Here is a 25,152-nt window from a genome sequence, read left to right on the forward strand (position 1 = left end):
TGCTAGGTGCGTTTGTCCGGGGTGTCCGCATCGAATGCGATCAGGTTGAACAGTTCCCGCATCCGGCTGTGTACACGGTTGCCGTACAGCTCCTTCAGTTCCTGGGCGTTCAGGTTGGTGGTCGCATGGGTCTTGACATGTCGTTTCAGAAAAAGTTCGTGCCGGGAGAGCAGAACTTCCCCCATCACGTTGCAATCTTTCCCGAAATGACGGCCCGTGGGTTCCACCCCTAGATCATCGAAACAAAAAAACCGGCCCTTGCCGTAATCCTCGATGACCTGATGGCCGATATGGTTAAAGGCAAATACAATGTTCCTTGTCGGTATGATTTGATAGGGCCTTTGGTGGGGCACGATATGCCGGAGCAGTTTCATCAGGCTGGTCTTGCCACAGCCCACCGGACCGGACAGCAGCACCCCCTTGTCGGGGTCAATACCATGCTTTTTACAGTTCCCGAAGTCCCGGATAAAGTAATGGCAGAGCTTCAAAAGGATACCCCGGTCTTCTTCATAAATCTTGAACCGATTGCCAAAGAGCAGTCTGCCCTTGGCATTGAGATAGATGAGGATCTTGGGAAAGTCATAGAGGATTGTCTGCCCATCAAACTCCCCGATGGCATATTCCACCGCACCTTCCTTGATCTTACAGGGGTTCGCCATGGACACACCTATATCCGATTATAGATGCGGTTCTCCTCCATCACCCGTTCTATGTCCCGCGCATCGTAGAAGATGACACCCCCGATCTTGGAATAGGGCAGGGTACCGTTGAGCCGCAGGTTCTGGAGCGTACCGGGGCTTATCTTCAGCTGTTCCATGACCTCGCCCGATTTCAGATAGCGTTTGAGCCCGCTTCCCTGGTGCTGTCTCAGGATATTTCGGATTTCCTGTAGGACCTCCAATTTGAACTCTGTAAGGTCCTCTGTGGTAATGATGTTTGTCGGCATAGCGAAATCGTTTTGTTGTGCTTATCGCTGTACAAAAGTGAAGGGGATTTTTGGGAATCTTTCTATATGGGGTACTGTATACCGGACAGTTTTAACATCTTTAAATCTGGAGCTGTTTGGATTGTTTTGATGGGCATGCACGGGTCCCGTGATGCGTGGAGGACCATAGATACCATACTATTTTCTAGAAGTCACCTTTTCCATATATAGGCCTGTATAGGGTCGGGTGATCCCGTAGAGGGGCCATTGGGAAAGGCTATCAAAAATTGGGGTTGGGACGCAGCCCGTCCCCTGCCTCCAACAGTTGGACAAAGGCATCGACCAGATGGGGCAGGAACCGGGAACGTTCCCCCTTGCGTTCCCGTATCTCCTGGAAACGGGTATAGATGTTCCCCAGCTTGACGTTGAAGATACGTTCCACCGCCCTTTGTATTACAATGATGTCCGGATTGCCCTTGAACACCTTGGCCGCGTGCAGTGCATAGACCAGTTCCACAAGGTCGATCTTGCTCCCCTGGAATTCCAGGGATGAATCGGGTTCGGATGGGACATCAAAGTTTCCGTACCGCAGTTCCACCATTTCCCGGTTGATGTATTCCATATACCGGTACTTGGCCTTGACCTTGGCCAACAGCAGGTCGTGCATGGTATTGAAATCGGGGTCGTACTGGGTGCCGTTTGCCTGCATGGGTATCGCATGGAACAGATGTCCACGCGTAAAGTACCTATCGTCCATATCGGTCCGGCGCAACCTCAGATAATTGATGAAAATGGTGTTCACAGTAAAGAAATGGGTGATCTCATCCATTTTGGACTCCAGGTATTTCTTCCGTTTTTTTGGGGCCATGGGATGCAGATAGGCCTCACAGGAAAGCACTTTTTCGTAGTAGAACAAGTGGCTCTGGGGCAGGACCTTGATGTTCTTGAAGAAATGGATCTCCTCCTCGGTGTCCGAAAATCCGTTTTTTATGATATGCCCCCGTAGTGCCCTTAGTGTGCCGTGGCTCAGTTTGATGCCCTCATTGGCAATCCGGAAATTGTCCGCTCCACGCGTTTCTATGGTCTCCAGGCTGGTTTGGAATTCCGTGATGATACGGTCTATGTTTTCCCCCATGATTGTCCGTTCGTTTTTTGATTGTTGATTGATGTTGAATATTCTGTATTATCAGGTCATTGATTACTACAATTTTAAATTGAAACGTAAGTTTCCTTACCGTGGCAGTTCCGGCCATGGCGGTTATCGTTTGCTATTATACGTTTAAGGAGACCTTTGGAGGCCGTGCCAAATGGTCCAGCATGTCCTCGGTCATATAGTCCAGGTCGTACTTCGGATCCCAGCCCCAATCTTTCCGGGCTTCGGTATCATCCACCGCCCTGGGCCACCCTTCCGCGATCTGCTGGCGAAAATCGGGCTCGAACGAAATCTTGAACCTTGGATAGAACCTTCGGATGCTCTCGTACACTTCGATCGGGGTGAAACTGGTCCCCTGAAGGTTATAGCCCGTTCGGATCTTGATGTTTTTGGTCGGAGCGTTCATCAGATCCAGGGCGGCCTTCACGGCATCCGGCATATAGAGCATGGGCAATTTCGTGTCATTGGACAGATAGCAGGTATAGGGTTTCCCCTGTACCGCGTGGTGGAAGATGTCCACCGCATAGTCCGTGGTGCCCCCGGCCGGGAGACAACCGTGGCCGATGATCCCGGGATAGCGCAGGCAGCGGACATCCAGCCCATACTTTTTGTGGTAGTACTGGCACCAGAGTTCCCCCGCGGACTTGGCTATGCCATAGACGGTCTGGGCATCCTTCACCCCGAACTGTGGACTGGGGTCCAAACGGGACATGGGGCCGAAGACGGCTATGGAGGAGGGCCAAAAAATCTTTTCCACCCCCAGTTTCCTGCAGGCCTCCAGGACCAACAACAGCCCGTCCAGGTTGATCTGCCAAGTGGACTGGGGATCGATCTCCCCATCTGCGGAAAGAATGGCCGCCAAATGGTAGACCTGTCCGATGTGGTTCTCTTCCATGGTCCGTTCCATCCGTTGGTTGGCAAAGACGTTCAGCGGCTCGAACTGGCAATAGGGAAAATGCCCACGGGCCTCCTCCCGAATATCCGAGGCCACCACACGTTCCTCCCCGTATACGGCCACCAGGGTCCGCACCAGTTCCCGGCCCAGCTGTCCCCCTGCCCCGATGACCAGGATGCGGTCCTTTTTTGCACGTTTTTGGGGGATACTTTTTTGCACTGTTTCCGGTTTTGCCCGTTCCGTTTGCTTTTTCATCCCGTTCAGCTCAGGTTCAGGTCGAGTTCGGGCTTACAACAGCCCTCGAACCAGGATTCCACGGGAAGCCGCATTGCAGCACTTTTATTATCGGGTATAAAGCCCGTAGGGGTTTTGGTATATTCCTTTGCCCAACCATGACCTTTTTTGACAATGCTCCGAATGGCGTGGCACACCTGGAGCACTTCCCAGTCCGCGGTGGTCGGGTGAAAGGACACCCGCGTCCAGCCCGGTCGGTCAAGGGCACAGCCCTCCTCGCTCTGTTTTCGAATCTCTTCCGAGGCCCTAGGGTCGATGTCCATAAGATAGTGCCCATAGGTCCCCGCACAAGAACAGCCGCCCCGGGCCTGTATCCCGAATCTGTCGTTCAACAGCCGGGTCACCATGTCGTAGTGCAGTCCCTCAATGGTAAACGAAAAGATGGACAACCGCAGTTTATGCTGAGAAGCCAATAACTTCAATCCCTCCACGTTTTGCAATTGCTCAAAGACCAGTTCGTTGATCTCCTGCTCCCTTTGCTTCATCTTTGCCGTGCCCATCTGTTCCTTGAGCTTGATCGCCAATGCCGCCCGTATGGTCTGTAAAAAACCGGGGGTACCCCCGTCCTCCCGCTCCTCGATGTCGGGCTTGTAGAGATGGTTGCCCCAGGGGTCGGTAAAGGTGACCGTACCGCCTCCAGGTACATCGGGGACTTTCTTGTTATACAATTTTTTATTGAAGATGATAATGCCCGTACTGCCCGGTCCGCCCAAGAATTTATGGGGCGAAAAGGTAATGGCATCCAAATAATGGGTATCGCTGGGGTGCATGTCGATGTCCACATAGGGGGCGGAAGCCGCAAAGTCCACGATACAGATGCCCCCATGTCTGTGGGCTATCCCCGCAATGGTATGGTATGGCGTCTCGATACCCGTGACATTGGAACAGGCCGTAATGGCCACGATCTTCCGCCGGTCCGGATAACACGCCATCATATGTTCCAATGCGGCGAGATTGACCCGCCCGGTAATATCATAGGGAACCACCACCACCTCACAAAGGGTCTCCAGCCAGGAGGTATGGTTACTGTGATGCTCCATATGCGAAACCCATACCATGGGTCTTTTTTGCTCAGGGATTCGGATATGTTCCTGTAGCTGTTCGGGTACCGTCAGCCCCATGATCCGTTGCAGTTTGGCCAGGGCCCCGGTCATCCCCGTCCCACAGGGAATCAATACATCATCATTATTGGCGTTCACGTGTTTTTTTATACGTTCCCGGGCCATCCGATAGGCACGGGTCATCGTCGCCCCCGTCAGCGAGGTCTCGGTATGGGTGTTCGCCACCCAGGGTCCCACTTTATGGAGCATGGTTTCCTCGATGGGCCAGTAGAGCCTTCCACTGGCGGTCCAATCGGCATAGACCATGGGCCTTTCCTTGCCACTTATTTTGAGCATCTCGTGCTGGCCAATGATATGTTTTCTAAACTGTCCGAAATAGGTTTTCAAATCTCTCTTTGCCATGGCTTAAAAAAAATGGCCCACCCCAAGGACAGGCCGTGTCTAAACAAAAACTAACTAAACTATGATGGTATGTTATTTACTTTTTTTGCTTTATCACCCCAACAATTGCATAAACAGCCAGTACAGAAAAAAGAAGGCAGCCACGGCGTACACTCCCCATAGCAACCATCGTATTATTTTCTTGCGTGATGTTGTCATATAAATTCCGTTTTGTTTTTGGTTGAGACCCCGATTTCCATCGGGGTTAGTTCACCTATTCTTAGCCTCGACCATCACTGGCCTCGCCATAAGAGGTTCACTAAAAGGCGAAACGGCCCGCCGCACCTCACTTTTAGACGGACAGGCCTTAACGCCCCTGCCTGCGCACACCAACCAAACGCGAACACAGGCGCATCAAAAGACCCTAATTAGTATTGATTTATGGAGTTTGATAGCTAATTCAAATAACCTCTGATGAAAACAAAACCTAGGTGTTCCTTTGATAAATACTTTTACATGATTTCAAAAAGGGAAACGGCTTTGTGAAAACTAACGGTTATACTATACCGTTCCCCCTTGACTAACTCAAACTAACTCTATGAAGTAAGCTTGTTCTTTATATGTCCCGCCATTTAACTGGATTCAAATTTTTTTATCCCAGATTCCAGAAACCTGATAAAGTTCTCAATATCCAAATCATAGGCCCTCGGTTCGACCAGCATGTTTTCTCCCGCGTCCATAAGCACATAAAAGGGCTGGGCATTGTTAACGTACTTTACAATCTGGTAATCCGCATTCTGCTTCCCGATGGTCTTTTTGGTCTTGCCATCATATTCACTCTCGTACCAATCCGCTTCTGGCAATTCGGTCTTATCATCCACATAAAGGGCCAAGATGATGAAATCGTTCTTTAAGATTTCCAAGACCCGAGGGTCGCTCCAGACCCGCGCCTCCATCTCCCGACAGTTTACACAACCATGGCCCGTAAAATCGATAAAGATGGGTTTGTTTTGCATCTTGGCACACTCCTTAGCCTGTTCGACATCAAAATAGCCTCGCAAACCATGCGGTAGCTTGAACAAATCAGAATACTTTGGTTCTGGGCATTCGTTGGTAAGCCCTTTGTCCCCTTTGACTGCGCTCTGGGTGACAGGGCCTTGATTGATGCCCACTCCATCCCCTAATAATTGCCCCTGCGGGCTCCCCATAACAAATTCCAGCGTTGTCATGGGTGGCAAATAGCCCGATAGACTCTTTAAGGGTGCACCGACCATTCCGGGGAGCATATAGACCACAAAAGAAAAGCTGATGATGGACAGCATGAGTTTTGGAACCGATGTCTTTTGTTTTCCACCGTCATATAATTTGATTTTGCCCAAAAGGTAAAAGCCCAAGAGGGAGAAAATCACAATCCACACGGCCAAATAGACCTCTCTATCCAAAATACCCCAATGGTATACCTGGTCAGCGATGCTCAAAAACTTTAGGGCCAGGGCCAGTTCCAAAAAGCCCAATACCGCTTTGACGTCCTGCATCCAACCCCCGCTTTTCCATAACCGTTCCATCCATTGAGGAAAGATGGCAAATACTGTAAAAGGTAAAGCCAGTGCCAAGGAAAAGGCAAACATCCCTATAATAGGTTTTAGGACTGCTCCACCAGCAGATAGGACCAATACACTCCCAACAATAGGTCCCGTACAGGAAAAGGAGACCAATACCAGGGTAAAGGCCATAAAGAAGACGCCCAACCAGCCCCCCTTTTTATTGCTCAGACCGTCCACTTTATTGATAAACGAACTCGGTAAGGTAATCTCAAACATGCCCAAAAATGACAATGCAAAGACCAAAAAAATGAGGAAGAACAGCACATTCGGCAACCAATGGGTACTCAACCAATTCGCAAACTCAGGACCATTGATATAGGCCACCACCGTCCCCGCTACAACATAAATCAGGATAATAAAAAAACCGTAGAGCATTGCTTTTCGCAACCCTTTCCTCGTCTTTTCCCGAAGCCCGGAACCCGAACTGTTCAAATGGACGACTTGGTCCTCGGTCGATACCGGGGAACTGCCAAAAAAACTAACCGTGAGGGGCACCATGGGAAACACACAGGGTGTCAAAAGTGCAGCCAAGCCAGACCCGAAGGCCAATAGGAAAAAAGTGCCGAGGTCTTCCATATTATGGGTTCAACACTTTGATTTTAAATTCTTCTTCCGGAAAGACACATTGGCCCGTGACCATGGAACAGGCACTGTAGACTATAGTACCCCGTATCACCGGATTGTCTTGCAGAATTTTTATCTTTTGGACAAAACCGCCCCCGCTCTCATCGATATAGCGAATGTTCCCCTCCCAGATATCGTCGTATTTTTCCTTCACCTTTATCGGTCGTAGTTCTCCTAAAAGTTCATAAGACGAGTGGCGCTCAAAAATCACCTCAGTGGGCCTGGGCCCCAAATCAGTGTCCTGGTCGTTCGAATAGATATACCAACTATCATCTAGAATTACTTGTAGCTTTATTTCTTGTGTCTCTCCAACCTTGGCGGTTACAGAGGAGAATTCCCAATCCGCAGGGTCCAATAGTTGACTATTAACCTGAAGGGACAAAAGTGTGAAAATCGATACTATGATATACTTCATTTTAAACTCAAATTAGGGTGTTCCTTCCACCACTGGCCTTTTTATATAGCCTAAGAGGATCAAATCTTGTTTTTACTTCAAAAAACTGACCTTTCTGATTTTATAAGGTTGGTTGAGTAGATTCTAAAAACTATCTACCCGTATCACCTGAAGGGAATTCCCCCCGGACCCATCATCCACCAAGCCAATAATCACCAAGGTCGTATTTTTAAAAACCGGTGCTGTGGTCGCATAGGTTGTCAGCACGTCCCCAGCCCCATTCTTAATCTCAAAGTTATAGCTGGCATTGGCCGCTGTCGCACCCACCTCCTGAAAGGCTGTTGCCTCTTCGAAGCCCAAAGAAACGGGGCCGATGCCCTGGTCCGCTTCAAAGGTCAGGGACTGGCTGTCCGGGGCTAGGTTGATAAAGCGAAATCCTGCAGTGCTGTCCCTATGCCGTAACAATTCGTCTTCCAACAATAATCCACTTAAGTTACTATCCCTTCCCGTCAAAAATAGGGTTGAAATATTACCTGAAGGAAGATTTACGTTTGTACTCAAAACAGTTGAAGTGGTATCGGTCGAATTGACAAATGCAATCGGATTCTCCCTATCAGCATTAACAGGATACCTTTCATTGCCTGCAAAGGAGAGCACAGGGTTGTTAGCGAAGGTAAAATCCTCACTAAATTGAGTGTATAAGACGTGGAGGGTAGGTACATTCACTCCAGCGTGTACTACTTTCAAGGAGGCGACTTGGGGAAAAGAATCATCTTCCGAACAGGCGGATAGTAAAAAGAATCCGACTAATAATGTATATAGAAATTTGAATGGGTTTTTCATACGTGTAGTTTTTTAAAGGTTTGTATTTGTATGACTTGATAGCTTTTATTCATTTTTTATTAGTTCTTAAAATATTCGAGTACTCATTAAATACTCTAACAGTCCGAGGCTAGCCTCTGTTACCCTGTGTATACCAAAGCCCTTTCCCATGGAAACTTTATACTTGGTACAATAGGATTTTTTATGCTAGTCAAGAGATGGTTCATCGATAATAATAACTTTCATTTTCTTTTGTCCACGAACAATATCTAGACCATTTTCATTTAAAGCCCTTCTTAAATCCATCAAATCAGTATGAATCGCATTTAATCTAATATCAATATTACCTTTTATGTTCGTTTCATCAACAAACGGGGGTTCTGTCTGATGATATGCCCAAAGTATTCTAACGATATTAGATACTGGTGCGTTGGTTAATTCCGAAAAGGTATGAGAACCTTTACCTTCCCACGAATAGGTTGTTTTTCTTGATTTCAAATCATTCCTTGCTTTATCAGTAGCAATAAGTTTCCAATAAGGCATTAATAGGGAATCAATTGAAACTTTATATCCAAAATATTCGTTCAAATCATTTTGCAATATTTTCTTCATTTGATACATCGATTCATACTTGTCTGGTGAAATTGAGAGTTCATAAGTAAACAAGTTTTCTTTTCTCTCGTAATCGCCATAAAACATTGATGTATCATTTACTTTCAAAATTGGAAATCTTACACTTTTACCATAGTAATTTGGCTTTTTACCATCTGCACTTGGAAAATGAAGCAAAGTATCATTGAAGGCCAACGTGTACAGATTTCGTAACGATACACCAATTAATTTATGAGTATGACCTTTTCCAAAAGGGCTATAAACCACTCGCCTACTTTTACCATCATATTTGCCCAAAATTGATTTGAATATGATATTTTTTGGTTGGATATTATGTTCTGATATTAAAGTAATTGTATCCCTAGGGAAAGAATGGTTCGTGTTTTGCTCTTGATGTTTGTTCAAGAGTATTCTAACATCAGGTGTCTCCCCTCTTAAAAAAGAATCAACAACATCCTTATCTATCTTGCTCGTGACAGCCCTCACGATTCCATCTGGATCAATATAGACTACATGGGGTACGGCTAATACCCCAAATTGTTCAAAAAGATCTGAATCAATCGCCATTGGCAATTTCAAGTTGTATTTTTTACGAAATTTTTCAAAAGTTTCCCGTACAAATCTATGATCCTCACCAATAAGTAAAATTTGTAAACTCTCTTTGTACTGTTTTGCCAATTCATTGACTTTGGGAAAACTTTCAAAACAGGCGGTACATCCCATCTTAAAAAAATCCAAAATCATCCACTTTCCTCTATAGTCACTAAATGAAATTTTACTCTGATCCGAATACTTGACTTCTTGCAAAACATAGTTAGGTAATGGTTTCCCAACAATTGGATATTCGGACCTGACTTCTTTCTGACCAAATACACCAATAACCCAAATGTTCAACATGGAAAATAAAACAACTTTTTTCATTCTAATTCTGCTAATTCCTTCATATTTCATTGATGGCAAACTAAAATTTTATTTATCGAATTCGTCTCTTTGGCAAAGGGACATAATCATTGTAGCTGACGCCTTTGATTGAACTTTTAATAGCCAGGATTTTGAACCAAATTAGGATTGTTGGCTAATTCTAATTCTGGGATAGGATACAGCAAATCGGTTAACTGCCAATCTTTTTCTGAAATAGAAGAAAGTATTTCATCTGCTGAACTATTTCTTTTTAAATCTAACCATCTATGCCCAAATTCCACCATGAACTCAATTCTTCGCTCTGCTTCAATAGCATTTAAAATCGATGGTTGGTCTGTTGCATTAGTATTAGGCAGACCAGCACGATTACGTATTTGGTTTATATCCTCTTGGGCTCCTGGAATATTTCCTTGCATTGCCCTGGCCTCGGCTCTTATCAAGTATTGCTCAGCCAGTCTAAAAACTGTGTAGTACTCCGTCAAAGTTGTGGACCCAAGGCCTGCCTTGTACTTGAAAGGAAAGTTTAAAGTTTCATCATTTAGAACCACATTACCTACCCAACTAACCTGTCTGTTGTCGCCAACTTCGAAAGAATTAATCAAACCTTCACTTAAAACCAGGGATGGGGATGATGACTCATCTAAAATAAATCTCGCACCTTCTTCAGTATTCTGGCTGGTGAATTCACTAGATGAGGGATACAATTGCCAAATAGTTTCCATACTATTTTTAAGAAAAACATCATCTAAATTGACCAGCTGATAATCACCTGAATTGACTATCAGTTTATTGGCCTCTTCTTCCGCCAATTCCCAATTTTGAACATACAAATGAACTCTAGCTAACAATGCAGTCGCTGCTCCTTTATTTGGACGTATTCGTTCTCCTTCAGTGAACTCAAAGCCTTCAGATAATAGATTTTGTGCACGAAGTAAATCATCTAAAATTGTTTGATAGACGTCTTGAAAAGGAGTTCGAAAGGCTACCCTATTTATTTCAAAGTCCGTATTTGTAATAAGCGGTACATCCCCAAAGAAGTTAACGAGGTAAAAGTAACAGAAAGCCCTAAAAAAAATGGCCTCTCCTAATAATTGGTCTCTAGTGGAGGGTATAAGTGAGGAAGATTCGGTGAGTCCTTGAATAACCGCATTAGCTTGATAAATATAAGAATAGGCGTCTCCCCAAAAATTGGATACCTCATTATCTGCAGCGATTAAAGAGTTTGAATAGAATTGATTGGAGTCATCAAAATCAATTAACTCATCTGCGGATTGGCCTGCAAAAGCAGTTATATTGTAATTTGCGAAGCTACCAAACCTGTTCATCATACTCCCATACATCGCCACAGTAGCCGAGGTAGCAGTATTATCATTCAAAAAAACATTAGTATTTACCAACTCCGTAATTGGAGGTTCAATTTCCACAAAATCCTCGCAAGATATGCTTGGCACAACCAAAAGAATCAGCGATAAAATCCTAATTATTAATTTATTATAGTCAATTATTTTCATGATGTTAATAGTTTTCAATAAAAATTAAAAAGTAATCTCCAATCCCATATTGATAGTTCTTAAAGGAGGTAATGATCGGTTAGACTGGGTTTCGGGGTCTAATCCAAAATAGTTCGTAATTGTTAGTAAATTTTGCCCTTGAAAGAAAAGTCTTAATTGCTCAAGCTTCAATTTATCCAAAACCACTTCAGGAAAATTGTAAGCAAGCTGCACATTTTTTAAGCGAATAAATGAAGCATCTGCTAAACCAAAATCTCCACTTGAAGCCCTTGAAAATGGGCTGCTAAATCTCTGCGTATAACGTTGAATATCGGTGATATCGCCAGGATTTTGCCACCTATTCAATACCTCGACTGGTTGGTTCCCCCTAAATACATTAATATTAAACCTGCCTGGAGGATCATTCCAAAATCTCCACAAGTTGAAGCCTTTTTGTTTCACAAATTGAAACAAAAAGTCCAGTTGAACGTTCTTTATCTTTAAAGAGTTATTGAATCCCCCAAAAAAATCCTGGGTTATTGGCTCCGTTGTCCTCAAATCATTTGGAAGAGATATTCTTCCGTCTCCATCCAAATCTTCAATTATTATATTACCAGTTTCCGGATCCACCCCGTTAAAATGAAAAAGTTTTTGAATGAATATAGATTCACCAACTTCGAATGAAGTAGCGTCACCCGTGTTCTCCAAATCCGGATAGCTAATCAATTTATTTCTTGGAATCGTAACATTAATAGATGATTCCCATCGAAAAGAGTTACTCTTAACATATGACGTCCTTATGTCAAACTCCCAACCCGTGTTTTGCACCACGGCATCCCTGTTGTCCTGAACAGAAGCAAATCCAGTGATATCAGGTAACGGAATCCCAACAAGTTGATTTGAGGATCGATTCCTATAGTGGTTTATTTCCAAAAAGAGGCTGTTTTTGAAAAAGCCCAACTCCAGTCCTCCCTCTAATTTCCTTGTAGACTCCCATCCAAAGTTCCGGTTAGGTAAACGACTAGGAACAAGGCCAGCATCATTGAGATAACTTCCATCTGAAACCCATGTTTCTAGAAATTGGTAATCACCGATTTGATCATTACCAGTTATCCCATAATTTCCTCTTAACTTTCCATAATTTAATATTGATTTATCTCCAAAGAAATTTTCATTAGTGAACAACCAAGCTACACCAACCGCACCAAAATTTCCAAATTGTCGTCCGGGCCCAAAGCGGCTTGAACCATCGCGTCTTCCAGTAAGATTAAGGATATATTTGTCTTCATAATTATAGTTTACCCTACCAAATACGGCATTATACCTGTATTTGGTAGACAAAACAGAAAAGACATCGGTAGTTGTTGCGGCAGCGATATTTTCTAATAATGCATCACTTGGAAAACCCGTGGATTCAGAGGTTTGACCATTATTTATTGTTTCCTGAAATGTCGTCCCAACAAGAAATTTGAAGCTATGATTACCAAATTCCTTGTTATATTCAATCTGAGGTTCTATTATCCAAGTTTCAACACTCTGATCCCCAATTCTAGTGGAAGCAATTGCACTGGAGGTAGGTCGAATGGAGCTTTGGGGCCTTATCAGTCTTTCCAATCGGTCAGTTTTAGTATATCCAAAACTAGATTTTAAGCGAAGATTTTTTGTAAACGAATAAGACAAATTTAAGTTGCTTATTAAATTGTTAACCTGAGCATCAAAAGTGGAAAGCAAATTGCTAAAAGGGTTTGCATTGAAATTTTCAAAGTTCAAATTACCGTTTTCATCAAATCCCTCAGGAGCATTAGGAGCTAACTTTAACGCCGCCGTCATAAAATCCTGATTTGGCAAATCGTTGTCCTCATTAGAATAGTTTACTGATAATGTAGTCGAAAACTTATTGTCTGAAGATGTATGATTTAAATTGAAAAGTGCCGATGCTCTTTTGTAAGGGAAATCTTTAGGAAAAACACTTGTCTCTTCATAAAAATTCGCTCCAATTAAAAATTGGGTCCTTTCGTTACCTCCTGAAACAGATGTGCTTATATTGGATATTGTCGCATTTCCACCAACTAATACTTCTTGCCAATCGGTATATCTATTTTGATCCCATAGTAATAAATCTGCTGCATTTCTTGGAGTTGGCTCGACCCCATCATTGGCAAAAGCCTCCCTTCGCATTTCCAGATACTGTTGTGTGTTTAAAACATCTATCCTATTGGCTACTTTTCCGAAACCAGATGAAATCTTAACATTTACTGAGGTTTTTCCCAGCTGTCCTTTTTTGGTTTTTATTAACACTACACCATTTGCTCCTCTAGACCCGTAAATGGCAGTGGCATCTGCATCTTTTAAGATTTCTATGCTCTCTATGTTCGAAGGGTCAATTGTATTGAGAGGATTGCCACCTCCTTGGCCGAACGCACCTTGACCGAGACCAAAAGAAAGGGGGGACGAACTAAAAGGTACTCCATCGATAATATACAAAGGATTACTACCGTCTGATCTCAAACTATTTATTCCTCTAATTTGAATATTAAATCCACCTCCTGGTACACCAGTATTTTGAACTATATTCACCCCTGCGACTCTTCCTTGCAATGATTGCAAAGGATTAAAAGGTGGGCTGTTCTCGATTTCTACTGCCGAAACTTTGGCAATACTTCCAGTCACCTCACGCTTTACAGTATTATAATACCCTGCATTTAATACCACTTCATCCAATTGGCTGACGGATTCCTCCATGGTAATGTTAATGATGGTCCGGTTGCCAACGGTGATTTCTTGCTCTGAGTAGCCTACACTGGTAAAGACTAGGATGCTTTGGCCATTTGGAACGACGATGGTATAATTGCCGTCAAAGTCGGTGGCGACACCACGGCTAGTGCCCTTGACAACTATACTAACCCCAGGCAATGGGACGCCATCCGTATTGGTGACCTGTCCGGTGATGGTGATGGGGTCTTGACTTTGAACCGCTGTATTCGCTGCATTACCCTTAGTCGGTTGAACAATTATGGTCTTGTTCTTTATTGTAAAAGAGAATGGCTGGTTCGAAAAGCATAATTCCAATGCTTCGATTAAAGAAATGTCCTTAACATCAAGCGTTACTGGACTAGCTTCCGAGAGTAATTGAGAATTATATAAAAATTCATAACCCGTTTGCTCGTTTATCTGTTCAAAAACGCTCTGTATGGGTGCTTCGCGTAGGGTAAGGCTAACGGTCTGTGCCGAGCTTGCCATGGCCATCTGTAAGCACACGACCAGAAAAAAAGCGGATAGTTTCATTATTCTCCATAGGTTGTAGTGCTGTTGCCATTCCGATTTTTTCGGTTGGCAATGTGTACTGAATTGCATAAATTTGAATGTTTTGGTGGTTAATACTACTGTGTTAGCGCATAGCTGTTTACTCACTTAAAGCATTTGTAAAAGGGGGTGTAACAGCACCTCCTTTTTTATTACTTCAAAGAGCTGAAAATATTGACCGTTTTAAGTATAGTGATATGGATACCTAAAATGGGCAAGATTGTTTCCATTTTTAAAACTTTGATGTATCATTTGTGTTCTCGTTGGTTTAGTTATTTGTTTTTGTTTTCGGACCTTGCTTTACCTGAATAGCATTGCCGGCAACATCAAAATGAATCGACTCCGTCAGTTCCAATAGATCCAGCATCTCTCCGATATTGTCCTTTCTTGATATAACACCCCCAAAACTTAATTCCTTAATGGCATTGCTATCATATGAAATATCCACATCGTACCATCTTCCCAACTGGTTCATTATGGTCGTTATATTCGTATTGTTAAAGCGGAAGTATCCGTTCTTCCAGGCTACGACTTGACGGGTATCCACATTTGTGGAAAGACTTAGTTCCCCGGAATCGTCCAATTTGGCTTGTTGGCCAGGTACTAACAGTAAAGAAGATTCCCCTGTTCGCAAACGCACGGAACCTTCCAATAAAGTGGTCTGCAATGTGGGTTCCTCATCATAGGCCATGATATTGAAATGTGTCCCCAGCACTTCAACCTCAGCTCCTCCAACACTGACCACAAATGGCACCTTTCCATTTCCCTTTCTTAAGGTTGCCACTTCAAAATACGCTTCACCGGTCAGCTCTACCACCCTTTTTTCACCGCTAAGGGTAACGGGATACTTTATGGAAGAGGCCGCATTGAGCCATACCTTCGTTCCATCGGGTAGCACCATGGCGTATTGTCCGCCCCTGGGCGTGGTGACCGTATTATATACAATTTCCTTGTTTTGCCAAGACCCTGCCGATGTAACGTAGGAAAGATGTCCCTGCCCATTGATGACCTGGATGTTCCCTTGATTTGCAACGGCCCCTTGGGAGGTACTGTCCAACACCACTTGCGAGCCGTCATCCAGGGTAAGTGTTGCCTTATCGGTACCGGGCATAATGGATTCGATACCATTTGGAGCAATTTGATTGCGCTCCTGGTCAAAAAACAGGCTTAGGCCAAATGCAAATAGAACAACCGCGGCAGTGGCAACTCCATATGTTCGCCAAGTTCCTTTTTTCACCTTGCTTTCAGGAAATGGCTTTGCCGTTTGGATGATGTTTTGAAATAGTTCCCCAGCCCGTTGTTCACTTACATCTTCCAATGGACCGAGCTTCATGTCATCCAAGTGCTTTTTGAGCAAATCATCATATTTCCCCGAATGGACTGCATACATCAACGCTTTCGTTTCCTCTTCGGAAGCCGACTGGGCGATGTATTTTTCCAATAATTCTAAGAATCTTTTATCTGTCATCTATAGTAAGACGGATTAAAGAGGGGGGTGGGGGTAGTGAAAAAGTGAATTTTTTGAAAAAAACTAGGAAATGGACCTGTTTATCGAACTTGAATCCCAAGTAAAAAACATTTTAAAGGACCTAATTGGAATCAATTGTTACAGGGCGAATCAAATGAAGAAGTAAACCATAAACGTGGAGGGTAGACTGCACAAAACCAGTAGCATATAGAATTCCATGTATCCTGACATATGATTGCGCAAAAAGGCCAGGGTATTCTTCATATGGGTCTTTACGGTAAATGGCGAAAGATTGACGATTTCGGCAATCTCCCGATAGGTCAATCCCTCCTCTCTGGAAAGTTTGAAAATATACTGTTGCTGTTCGGGCAATTTATCCAGGGTTTGTTCCAATAGCGAGTCCAATTGTTCTTTTCGAATGGGATAGTCCGTATTGTTTGATGATGCCAACCGGTTTTCATCGGGCACTTCATCGCTGATGGCTTCTCGCGCAATTCTTTTAAATTCATCAAAAACCCGATTTTTTGCTATTCTATACAGGTATCCCTTAAAGTTGTCCACTTGATCAAGTCCTTCCCGTTTTTCCCAAATCTTGATAAAGACTTCCTGTACCATTTCTTCGGCAAGTGTCCGGGACTTGAGCATTCTTAGGGCCAAGGTGTATACAATAGCCCGGTACTGGTCAAAGACCTGTTTAAAGGCCAATTCATTTCCCTTTGCCACCTGGGCAATAAGTGCCTTTTCGCTATGTGTTTCCTTGTTCTCCATTCCAATGTCTCCAAGCACAATAAAGCTTCAATGATCTAGGAGGGTAGGTTCACGGGGGAATTTGGGAATTTTGCTCTTTTTAAAAGGGTAAACTTTACAAAATTCGGTCTCTTAAAAGACTTCAATATTATCAATAAAATAACAAAGTCTTTACACTAAATTAAATCAAATGGGTTCAAATGGCAACATTTTTGAAAAAAGTTTAATAAAAATGTGCTTTTTGTAAGAATACTCTTGTTAGGTTAGTATCTGCCTTAGCAGACAACTTCTGTCAAAACAAATCCTGTTTTTGTAGAAAGATGGATACTGCTTTTAACTAACGATAAATGGGACTAAAGCCAATTACCATGGGAGAAAAAGGGGTTTATGTGCAAATTATGTGCAAATGAAAAAAGGCCCTAGAGTTTGAAATTCTCTAAAGCCTTTTGTTTACTGGGCTCCCCCTCTTGGGCTCGAACCAAGGACCCTCTGATTAACAGTCAGATGCTCTAACCAACTGAGCTAAGGAGGAATATTTTACATTAAGCGGGTGCAAATATAGCAGTTTCCTTAATACGCAACAAACAAAAAAAGTGGTTTTCTATTTAAAAAGCCATTTGTACAAATCATTGCCATTGGCAAACAGCAATAATGCTATCAAAAGGAAAAAGCCTATCATCTGGGCATGCTCCAAAAATTTATCACTTGGCTTGCGGCCCGTAACCATTTCGTACAATAAAAACACAACATGTCCCCCATCCAAAGCTGGAATGGGCAAAATGTTCATGAAGGCCAAAATAATCGAAATCAATGCTGTAGTGGACCAAAAGGCTGTCCAGTCCCAAGTATCAGGGAACATGCTTCCAATGGCGGCAAATCCTCCAACACCTTTATACGCTCCTGTTTGGGGATTGAAAATCTTCTTGAGTTGCTTTACGTAGCTGGTCAAGGTCGTAACCCCTCTATCTATTCCTGCGGGAATGGCTTCCAAAAAAGAATATTCCTGGGTCCTTATCTCAAAATGACCGCGATTTTCCATGTCTTCCATGGTAAATCCAGCTATTTCCAATCCTAATTTTCCTTCTTCATCGACACGGGCCACGATATTTTCAATGGCTCCATTCTCACGGCGGACTACAATTTCTATATCCTTTCCTTTATTACTTTCCAATAAAGGTGTCACCTCATCCCTAAAAACAGCTGGAGTACCATTTATACTAATAAATTCATCTTTGGGCATGAAACCCACATCTTTATTGTGTGATTTTTTCGGAACCTTGTTTACCATGAACGGCGCTCTCAGGCTCAAAAACCTCACCTTGTCCTCATCTTCCAATAGCGTTGAAATAAAGTCAACAGGGATTTCTTTCTCGATGCGCTCACCATTCCTTTCAATGGTAATTGTGTTTCCATTTATCAACTCCATGTAGACACTATTGAAAGTTTTGAGCTCTTCGCCATCCACTGCAATAATCTTATCCCCAGTCTGTATGCCTATCTTATCACCTATTTCTTTTTCAGTAACCCAAACTCCATCTTTCACGCTTTCCATTGGGATATACTGATCTCCGTAGGAATAAGCCATTCCAATATATATAATGACGGCCAAGATGAAATTCACCGTTACACCGCCCAGCATGATGATCAATCGTTGCCATGCCGGTTTGCTTCGAAATTCCCAAGGCTTTGGCTCTTCCTTCATCTGCTCGGTATCCATGCTCTCATCTATCATTCCAGCTATTTTCACGTAGCCTCCCAAGGGCAACCACCCGATACCGTAAACAGTCTCACCAATTTTTTTCTTGAAAAGGGAAAACTTGACGTCGAAAAAGAGATAGAATTTTTCTACCCGGGTCTTAAATATTTTGGCTGGAATAAAGTGTCCAAGTTCATGAAGCACAATAAGTATGGACAAACTCAGAAAGAATTGTATGGTCTTTATCAATATGGGGCTCATCAGCAACTATCCGTTAAAACGCACAAAAGTAATCTTTTAGCCCTTGATAAAAAAACAGGCCTCTTGGTCGTCGCTGGGATTTAAGAAAGTTTTAGCAACAAAACAGGGCTTTTGATTTGACCAATGGCCCAGTCCGCAGTAATTTTGCAATTAATGCGGTCTTTCTTCTCCAAATACAAATTGTTCGGAATAGTCCTCTTGGCCTTGTCCGCTGTGATCATCTTTTTGTTCTATGATGCTCTGCAGCCAAAAAAGACACTTCCGGTTTATCAACCCTCAATGGTGGACAAGACTCTAGTGGACAGCACCCTGCACTACAAAAAAAAATATCATACCATTGCCGATTTTGAACTGACCAACCAAAATGGACAGACTGTTACCCAGGAGAATTACAAGAACAAAATTTATGTGGCCGACTTTTTTTTTACCACATGCCCCAGTATTTGCCCGATCATGACCAAAAATATGGTCGAAATTCAGCAAGCCATCTTGGATGATGAGGATGTGCTCTTACTTTCCCATTCCGTAACACCTATCATAGACTCGGTGCCCCAGCTCAAAAAATATGCTCTTGAAAAAGGAGTTATGGACCGTAAATGGAATTTGGTAACTGGGGATAAAAAACAAATCTATGAACTGGCAAGAAAATCATATTTAGCTGTCAAAAATGATGGAGATGGTGGTCCTTATGATATGATCCATACCGAGAACTTCATTCTTGTGGACAAGGAACGAAGAATTCGTGGGTTTTATGACGGGACGGACCGCAAGGAAATTTCAAAATTGCTTACGGATCTTGAGATTTTGCAGGCAAGTTATTCGGAGTAGCCCGTTGCTTTATTCCATTTTGAAGAGGTTGGTTTAGCTTTTTTACTTACTTTTGCTTACTTATAATCAATCTAAATAAGTGCAGTGCCCACAGTAGCGGATCTTTCACAAGGACAAAAAGGGATTATCAAGAATTTTTCAGAGGACATGTTGCCCATCAAACTTATGGAGTTGGGTTGTTTGCCCGGAAATAGTATAGAATTGGTACAAATCGCTCCTTTGAACGACCCGCTTTATGTAAACTTAAGTGGCTGCCACATAGCGATTCGGAGGTCTTTGGCCCAATTGATCGAGCTGGAAATTGTTGACGATACCCAGATTCCATGAGCAGGGCCATTAAAGTCGCCTTGATCGGCAACCCAAATACCGGAAAAACTTCCGTTTTTAACCAACTGACAGGTCTTAAGCAAAAAGTGGGCAATTACCCCGGTATTACGGTGGAAAAAAAGGAAGGTGTATGCAAACTTCCCTCTGGAGCTAAGGCCCATATTTTAGATTTACCGGGTACTTACAGTCTTAACACTACCTCCTTGGATGAGAGTGTTGTGGTGGAATTGTTGCTCAATAAAAATGATGTCCACTATCCCGATGTTGCTGTAGTGATCAGCGACGTGGAAAACCTAAAAAGGAATCTTTTGCTCTTCACCCAAATAAAAGACCTTAGGATTCCAACCATTCTGGTGATAAATATGTCAGATAGGATGTCTCGCAAGGGAATTTCCTTGGATGTTGGGTTAATGGAGGAGAAATTGGACACCAAGATTGCGTTGGTCAGCACCAGAAAAAATCGAGGTGTTGAACAGATCAAAGAACTTATTGAAGACTATGAAAGCCTGTCCACTTCGCCAAACCTAAATGCTTCACGAATTGCACCAGACTACTTTAACCGATTACAAAAAGCCTTCCCCAAAGAAGACTTGTACAAATTATGGTTGGTTATTACCCAGGATGTGAACTTCATGCCCATTGAAAAGAAAACGATTGAGGATGCTACTTCTTTTTCAACAAAATCAAAATCCGAGCTCAAAAAACTACAGCACAAGGAAACCGCATTGCGGTACCAGTTCATCAACGATACCTTAAAGGAAACCTACAAAGTAGATTTCCAAGTGGCCAAGGGATTAAGGGCCTCGTTCGATAAAATACTGACCCACAAGATTTTTGGCTATGTGATTTTTCTGGTAATCCTGTTGACCATCTTTCAGGCCATTTTTGATTGGAGCACCTACCCCATGGACTTCATTGATGAGCAATTTGCAAATGCAGGAGAATGGATAAAGAGTACATTGCCCCCCGGGGTCTTTACGGACTTGCTGGCGGAAGGAATTCTTGCCGGCATCGGTGGCATTGTCATCTTTATTCCTCAGATAGCCTTTCTTTTCCTGTTCATTTCCCTTTTAGAGGAAAGTGGATACATGAGCAGGGTAGTTTTTCTTATGGATCGCTTAATGCGCCCTTTTGGACTAAGTGGTAAAAGTGTGGTACCGCTTATCTCAGGAACCGCATGTGCCATACCGGCTGTAATGGCCACACGTACCATAGAAAACTGGAAAGAACGTTTGATTACTATTTTGGTGACCCCATTTACCACATGCTCTGCACGATTGCCGGTCTACCTCATCCTAATTGCATTAGTAATTCCAAAAGGTAGAATTTTAGGTCTAAGTTATCAGGCCCTGACCTTAATGCTGCTATACCTTCTTGGATTTGGTATGGCCATCTTGTCTGCCATGGCACTGAACAAGGTCTTAAAAATCAAAAGCAGGTCCTTATTTATGGTGGAAATGCCCACCTACCGTTTACCTCTTTTAAAGAACGTGGTATATACTGTGATTGAAAAAACAAAAAGCTTTGTGTTCGGTGCGGGTAAAATAATCCTTGCCATTTCCATTGTGCTTTGGTTTTTAGGTTCCAACGGATACTCTACGGAGTTTAAGAATGCTGAGACCTTGGTAAACCAACGGATTGAAGAGCGGGGCCTGTCTGATTATAGTAAAAACTACATTCGTAACAACATCGATGCCTATAAACGAAGTACAGCAGGGAGTGTCGTGGACCAAAGCAATGCTTTAGGCCTTGAATCCTTTCAAGATTCCATTCAGAAAATGAAGATTGAACTGGAAGAAAAAGCACGAGGGCAAGAAATAGCCAGTTATAAATTGGAGCATTCCTACATTGGCCAAATGGGAAAAGCCATTGAACCCTTGGTGAAACCATTGGGTTACGATTGGAAAATAGGAATTGCCGTTCTGACATCCTTTGCCGCCCGTGAGGTATTTGTGGGCACCTTGGCCACAATCTATAGTGTGGGCAGTGATGAGGAAGAAACCATAAAGAACCGCATGGCCGCCGAACTTGATCATTCTGGGAAAAAACCCTTGTTCAATCTGGCCACCGGTATCTCTTTAATGCTTTTCTATGCCTTTGCCATGCAGTGCATGAGCACCTTGGCCGTAGTGAAACGGGAGACCAACTCCTGGAAATGGCCATTGTTCCAACTGATTTTTATGAGTGCTTTTGCGTATCTTGTATCATTAACGGTCTATCAAATCCTAAAGTAATTGGCACTCCTTCAGCACATACTTGTTTACACTTTCTTAGGAGCCGCAATTTTCTATTTACTTTGGAAGTTTGTGCTTCCGAAATCACTTCTACCAGGGAAGAAAAAAGGTTCTAAGGACTGCGGACATGACAACTGCGGTTGTGCATAAATCCCGAAGTTTACTTTTCTTCTCTTCATTCATTATTGCTGATTCAAAATCATTTTCCTGATTTTTTTTACTTCCTCATGTAACCTTTCTTAATTTTCAGACTATATAAGACAAACACCAACGTAAAAACAACATTTGGAAACACTTTCAGATGAAATGATCATGCAAAAGGTAGCTGAGGGCAACTTAGATCTGCTCAAGGTCCTTTTCGATAGACATCACCAGTACGTATACAATTTCTTGTACAAAATGAGCGGTGATAGTATGTTGAGTGAGGATTTGACCCAGGATGTGTTTTACAAACTGATCAAATACAGAAGCTCTTATAAAAATGGTTCATTTCTGTCTTGGTTGTTCACCATTGCCAGAAACAACTTAAAGACACATTTTGCAAGAAACCATAAAAACCATTTGAGTGCTGATGTGCTTGATCATGAAATCATTGAAAACCAAAATGAAGCGCAGGAAGAGTATTCACATTTACAGAGTGCATTGAATAAGTTGAGTGACTCTGACCGTGAATTGATCATTTTAAACCGATTCGACGAAGTTCGTTACGAAGAACTGGCATTGATTGTGGGAAGTACCCCAGGTGCAGTGAAAACGAAAGTTTTTAGAATATTGAAAAAATTAAAGGAAATCTATTTGGAAAATATATGACCATGGAAAAGAATCATGTTAAGGACCGACTTCCGGATTATTTGGACAATGTCCTTTCCCAAAAAGAAAAAAATGCGGTGGAACAACACCTAAAGGAGTGCCAAGTTTGTAGAAAGGAATTGGAAGAGCTACGAATATTGTTCAAAGCAATGGATGAAGACCATATTGAAGTCCCCACGGAAAGGCTCAAGACAAATTTTGAGCATGCCTTGGAACGTGAAAAGAACTCCATGGGCAAAGTGGTTTCCATTACGCAGGAAAAAACCAAATCCAATTGGGCCTCCAACGTATTAAAGGTAGCTGCAAGCATTGCTCTTTTGGTGGCTTCCTTTCAAATGGGTGGGGTATTTCAAAAACAAAAAGCGGATGAAAATCTACTGGCCCTACAAAATGAAAGCATGCAGATGAAACAGACCGTTATGTTGTCCTTAATGGAAAATCAATCTGCTAGCAAGAGAATACAGGGGGTTAGCTATATCGAAGAGTTTGAAGACCCAGATGAGGCCATTATTGAAGCCCTTGCTGATCGTTTGCTACATGATGAACACGATAATGTACGATTAACTGCATTCGACGCCCTGTCCAAATTTACCACTTCAGAAAGAGTAAAAGAGGTTTTTATTCAAGCGTTGGAAAACGAAAAAAATCCAAGCATCCAAATTGGTATTATCCAGACTTTGGTTCAGATTCAAGAAAAAAAGGCGGTTGGACCAATGAAGAAGTTGTTGGAACAAGAAGATACACAGCCTTTCATTAAAGATCAAATAAAAGCTGGACTACCTAAAATTATTTAAACATCAAAAAACGAAAAATCATGAGAAAATTCACAATTGTATTGACAGCCCTGGTCTTGGGAACCATAGCCAGCGCACAGAACAACTACACCAAGTCCCTAAGCGGTATTGCTTGGGTGAAAATTGAGTCCAAGGCAGACATCATTGTCCGGACACACAATTCAAACGAATTGCTGATCAAGGGCAGCAGGGCCCACAAAGTTTCCGAAAAAGCCAAAGGGCTTCGATTAGTGGGCGAGGGAGGTAACGATAACACCGAAGTTGGTTTCTACGTGGTGGAAGACGGAAATACCTTGTTGGTCAAAAACTTGAGAAAATCGGAGGGGGCAGAAATTTTTCTTCCCAAAAGCCAAAATGTTTCTGTAAAGAGTACTTGGAATGGCGACATCGAAATTTATGGTTTTGCAGGAGAAATTGAAGCAGACGCACAACTCAATGGAAGTGTTGAGATTATGAATGTCAACGGTCCTGTGACGGCCAATGCGCTAAATGGGGAGATTACAGTGGAATTTGGCACGATTAATCAAGACTCCCCAATTTCCATTTACAATACCAACGGAGCGGTTGACGTGACCATGCCAGCAAACACCCCGGCCAACCTCTCCATGAACTGCACCAATGGCGATATCTACACCAACTTCGATATTGAAAGGGAGGAAAAAAATGGTCTAAAATCCGTAACAGGGAGAAAACTAAAGGCATCCATTAACAATGGTGGGGTTGCCATTTCCCTAAAATCCACCAACGGCAACATCTATCTAAGAAAGAAATAATCATCAACAAAAAAAACAGTCATGAAAAAATTAACCATCACCCTATTACTGGGCCTAGCTGTAATTTCCTTAAGCGCCCAAAAAGTAATTGAGAAAACATTCAAATACGCCGATCAATTTATTGATGTGGATGTCAAGTTCGCCTCGGATATTGAGGTAAAAACATGGGACAAGCCCACCGTATATTTCAAGGCGGATATAACCACCAAAGACGGAAAATATCTAGATCTATACAAATTGGACATTAAGGAAAGTAGCGGCTCCATCTCCATAACTTCAAAGGCGGAGGATCTCTTTAAGGCTTTTTATGACGAATGGAACAAAAATGCTCCGGAAGGGAAAAAGAGGTATTACCACACTTATGAAACCTATGAGTTTGATTACGTGCTGTATGTTCCTAAGAAGTCCAATTTTAGGGTGAGCAGCATCAATGGGGACCTTAAAGCCGACATAATTGAAGGTGATTTTACCGCAGATTTGATCAATGGGAACATTGATATTGAAAAGTACGAGGGAGATATGGACCTAAAAACCATCAATGGTGAAATCGACTTGGTCTTGAACAATTCACGTTTGGTGGCAGAAACAATTCACGGCAGCATCTACGCGGATGAGAAATTAAACTTAAAGGTCATAGACCGGCACGTCGGGCAAAAAGTAGAGGGGAGTTTTGATAATGCCACATACTTTCTAAAATTGAATACCATTAATGGCAATATGTATTTAAGGCTTTAA

Annotated in this window: 21 protein-coding genes and 1 tRNA gene; 7 read left to right on the forward strand and 15 right to left on the reverse strand. The window is 42.8% G+C overall.

Annotated elements, in window-relative coordinates; translation table 11 throughout:
- Positions 1-2 precede the first annotated feature (2 nt).
- The 15 genes from GTQ34_RS05765 to rseP all read right to left on the reverse strand — a co-directional run bounded on the left by GTQ34_RS05765 (position 3) and on the right by rseP (position 18,651).
- On the reverse strand, positions 3-659 hold the full coding sequence (locus GTQ34_RS05765) for an ATPase (RefSeq protein ID WP_166522842.1): 657 nt from the start codon (positions 657-659) through the stop codon (positions 3-5).
- Positions 660-667: 8 nt separating this feature from the next.
- Entirely contained in the window at positions 668-946 is a 279-nt protein-coding gene (locus GTQ34_RS05770) for a helix-turn-helix domain-containing protein (RefSeq protein WP_166522843.1), read from the reverse strand.
- A 259-nt stretch (positions 947-1,205) separates the two neighbouring features.
- Positions 1,206-2,060 (reverse strand): RteC domain-containing protein, encoded by an 855-nt coding sequence (locus GTQ34_RS05775; protein WP_166522844.1) that lies wholly within the window; start codon positions 2,058-2,060, stop codon positions 1,206-1,208.
- A 136-nt stretch (positions 2,061-2,196) separates the two neighbouring features.
- Positions 2,197-3,228, reverse strand: coding sequence for an NAD-dependent epimerase/dehydratase family protein (locus GTQ34_RS05780; RefSeq protein ID WP_166522845.1), 1,032 nt, complete (start codon positions 3,226-3,228; stop codon positions 2,197-2,199).
- A gap of 5 nt (positions 3,229-3,233) precedes the next feature.
- On the reverse strand, positions 3,234-4,730 hold the full coding sequence (locus tag GTQ34_RS05785) for an aminotransferase class V-fold PLP-dependent enzyme (protein WP_166522846.1): 1,497 nt from the start codon (positions 4,728-4,730) through the stop codon (positions 3,234-3,236).
- Positions 4,731-5,341: 611 nt separating this feature from the next.
- Positions 5,342-6,889 (reverse strand): protein-disulfide reductase DsbD family protein, encoded by a 1,548-nt coding sequence (locus GTQ34_RS05790; protein ID WP_208103849.1) that lies wholly within the window; start codon positions 6,887-6,889, stop codon positions 5,342-5,344.
- A gap of 1 nt (position 6,890) precedes the next feature.
- Positions 6,891-7,352 (reverse strand): protein-disulfide reductase DsbD family protein, encoded by a 462-nt coding sequence (locus GTQ34_RS16710; RefSeq protein WP_208103850.1) that lies wholly within the window; start codon positions 7,350-7,352, stop codon positions 6,891-6,893.
- 123 nt (positions 7,353-7,475) lie between these two features.
- Positions 7,476-8,174: a DUF4397 domain-containing protein gene (locus GTQ34_RS05795; protein ID WP_166522847.1), complete on the reverse strand. Its 699-nt coding sequence runs from the start codon at positions 8,172-8,174 to the stop codon at positions 7,476-7,478.
- A gap of 186 nt (positions 8,175-8,360) precedes the next feature.
- Positions 8,361-9,716 carry a TlpA family protein disulfide reductase gene (locus GTQ34_RS05800; RefSeq protein ID WP_166522848.1) on the reverse strand — a complete coding sequence of 452 codons (1,356 nt, stop codon included), beginning with the start codon at positions 9,714-9,716 and terminating at the stop codon, positions 8,361-8,363.
- Between the two features lie 86 nt (positions 9,717-9,802).
- Positions 9,803-11,197: a RagB/SusD family nutrient uptake outer membrane protein gene (locus GTQ34_RS05805; protein ID WP_166522849.1), complete on the reverse strand. Its 1,395-nt coding sequence runs from the start codon at positions 11,195-11,197 to the stop codon at positions 9,803-9,805.
- 24 nt (positions 11,198-11,221) lie between these two features.
- Positions 11,222-14,530: a TonB-dependent receptor gene (locus GTQ34_RS05810; RefSeq protein WP_166522850.1), complete on the reverse strand. Its 3,309-nt coding sequence runs from the start codon at positions 14,528-14,530 to the stop codon at positions 11,222-11,224.
- Positions 14,531-14,747: 217 nt separating this feature from the next.
- Entirely contained in the window at positions 14,748-15,947 is a 1,200-nt protein-coding gene (locus GTQ34_RS05815; RefSeq protein ID WP_166522851.1) for a FecR family protein, read from the reverse strand.
- Between the two features lie 150 nt (positions 15,948-16,097).
- Entirely contained in the window at positions 16,098-16,733 is a 636-nt protein-coding gene (locus tag GTQ34_RS05820) for an RNA polymerase sigma factor (protein ID WP_166522852.1), read from the reverse strand.
- 419 nt (positions 16,734-17,152) lie between these two features.
- Positions 17,153-17,226, reverse strand: a tRNA-Asn gene (locus GTQ34_RS05825).
- A gap of 69 nt (positions 17,227-17,295) precedes the next feature.
- Positions 17,296-18,651 (reverse strand): RIP metalloprotease RseP, encoded by a 1,356-nt coding sequence (gene rseP, locus GTQ34_RS05830; protein ID WP_166522853.1) that lies wholly within the window; start codon positions 18,649-18,651, stop codon positions 17,296-17,298.
- 153 nt (positions 18,652-18,804) lie between these two features.
- Between rseP and GTQ34_RS05835 the strand changes: the two genes are divergently transcribed.
- The 7 genes from GTQ34_RS05835 to GTQ34_RS05865 all read left to right on the forward strand — a co-directional run bounded on the left by GTQ34_RS05835 (position 18,805) and on the right by GTQ34_RS05865 (position 25,152).
- Entirely contained in the window at positions 18,805-19,479 is a 675-nt protein-coding gene (locus GTQ34_RS05835) for an SCO family protein (protein WP_166523635.1), read from the forward strand.
- Between the two features lie 84 nt (positions 19,480-19,563).
- Positions 19,564-19,806 carry a FeoA family protein gene (locus GTQ34_RS05840; protein ID WP_166522854.1) on the forward strand — a complete coding sequence of 81 codons (243 nt, stop codon included), beginning with the start codon at positions 19,564-19,566 and terminating at the stop codon, positions 19,804-19,806.
- Positions 19,803-22,040, forward strand: a complete 2,238-nt coding sequence (feoB, locus tag GTQ34_RS05845; RefSeq protein ID WP_166522855.1) for a ferrous iron transport protein B — start codon at positions 19,803-19,805, stop codon at positions 22,038-22,040. Before GTQ34_RS05840 ends, feoB begins: the two co-directional genes overlap by 4 nt.
- Before the next feature lie 285 nt (positions 22,041-22,325).
- Complete coding sequence (locus GTQ34_RS05850; protein WP_166522856.1) at positions 22,326-22,850, forward strand: RNA polymerase sigma factor; 525 nt, start codon at positions 22,326-22,328, stop codon at positions 22,848-22,850.
- Between the two features lie 2 nt (positions 22,851-22,852).
- Positions 22,853-23,644, forward strand: a complete 792-nt coding sequence (locus tag GTQ34_RS05855) for a zf-HC2 domain-containing protein (RefSeq protein ID WP_166522857.1) — start codon at positions 22,853-22,855, stop codon at positions 23,642-23,644.
- A gap of 20 nt (positions 23,645-23,664) precedes the next feature.
- Positions 23,665-24,417: a DUF4097 family beta strand repeat-containing protein gene (locus GTQ34_RS05860; RefSeq protein WP_166522858.1), complete on the forward strand. Its 753-nt coding sequence runs from the start codon at positions 23,665-23,667 to the stop codon at positions 24,415-24,417.
- Between the two features lie 21 nt (positions 24,418-24,438).
- Entirely contained in the window at positions 24,439-25,152 is a 714-nt protein-coding gene (locus GTQ34_RS05865; RefSeq protein ID WP_166522859.1) for a DUF4097 family beta strand repeat-containing protein, read from the forward strand.

This window comes from Flagellimonas ochracea (genome assembly GCF_009903685.1).
In the GTDB taxonomy this organism is placed as follows: domain Bacteria; phylum Bacteroidota; class Bacteroidia; order Flavobacteriales; family Flavobacteriaceae; genus Flagellimonas; species Flagellimonas ochracea.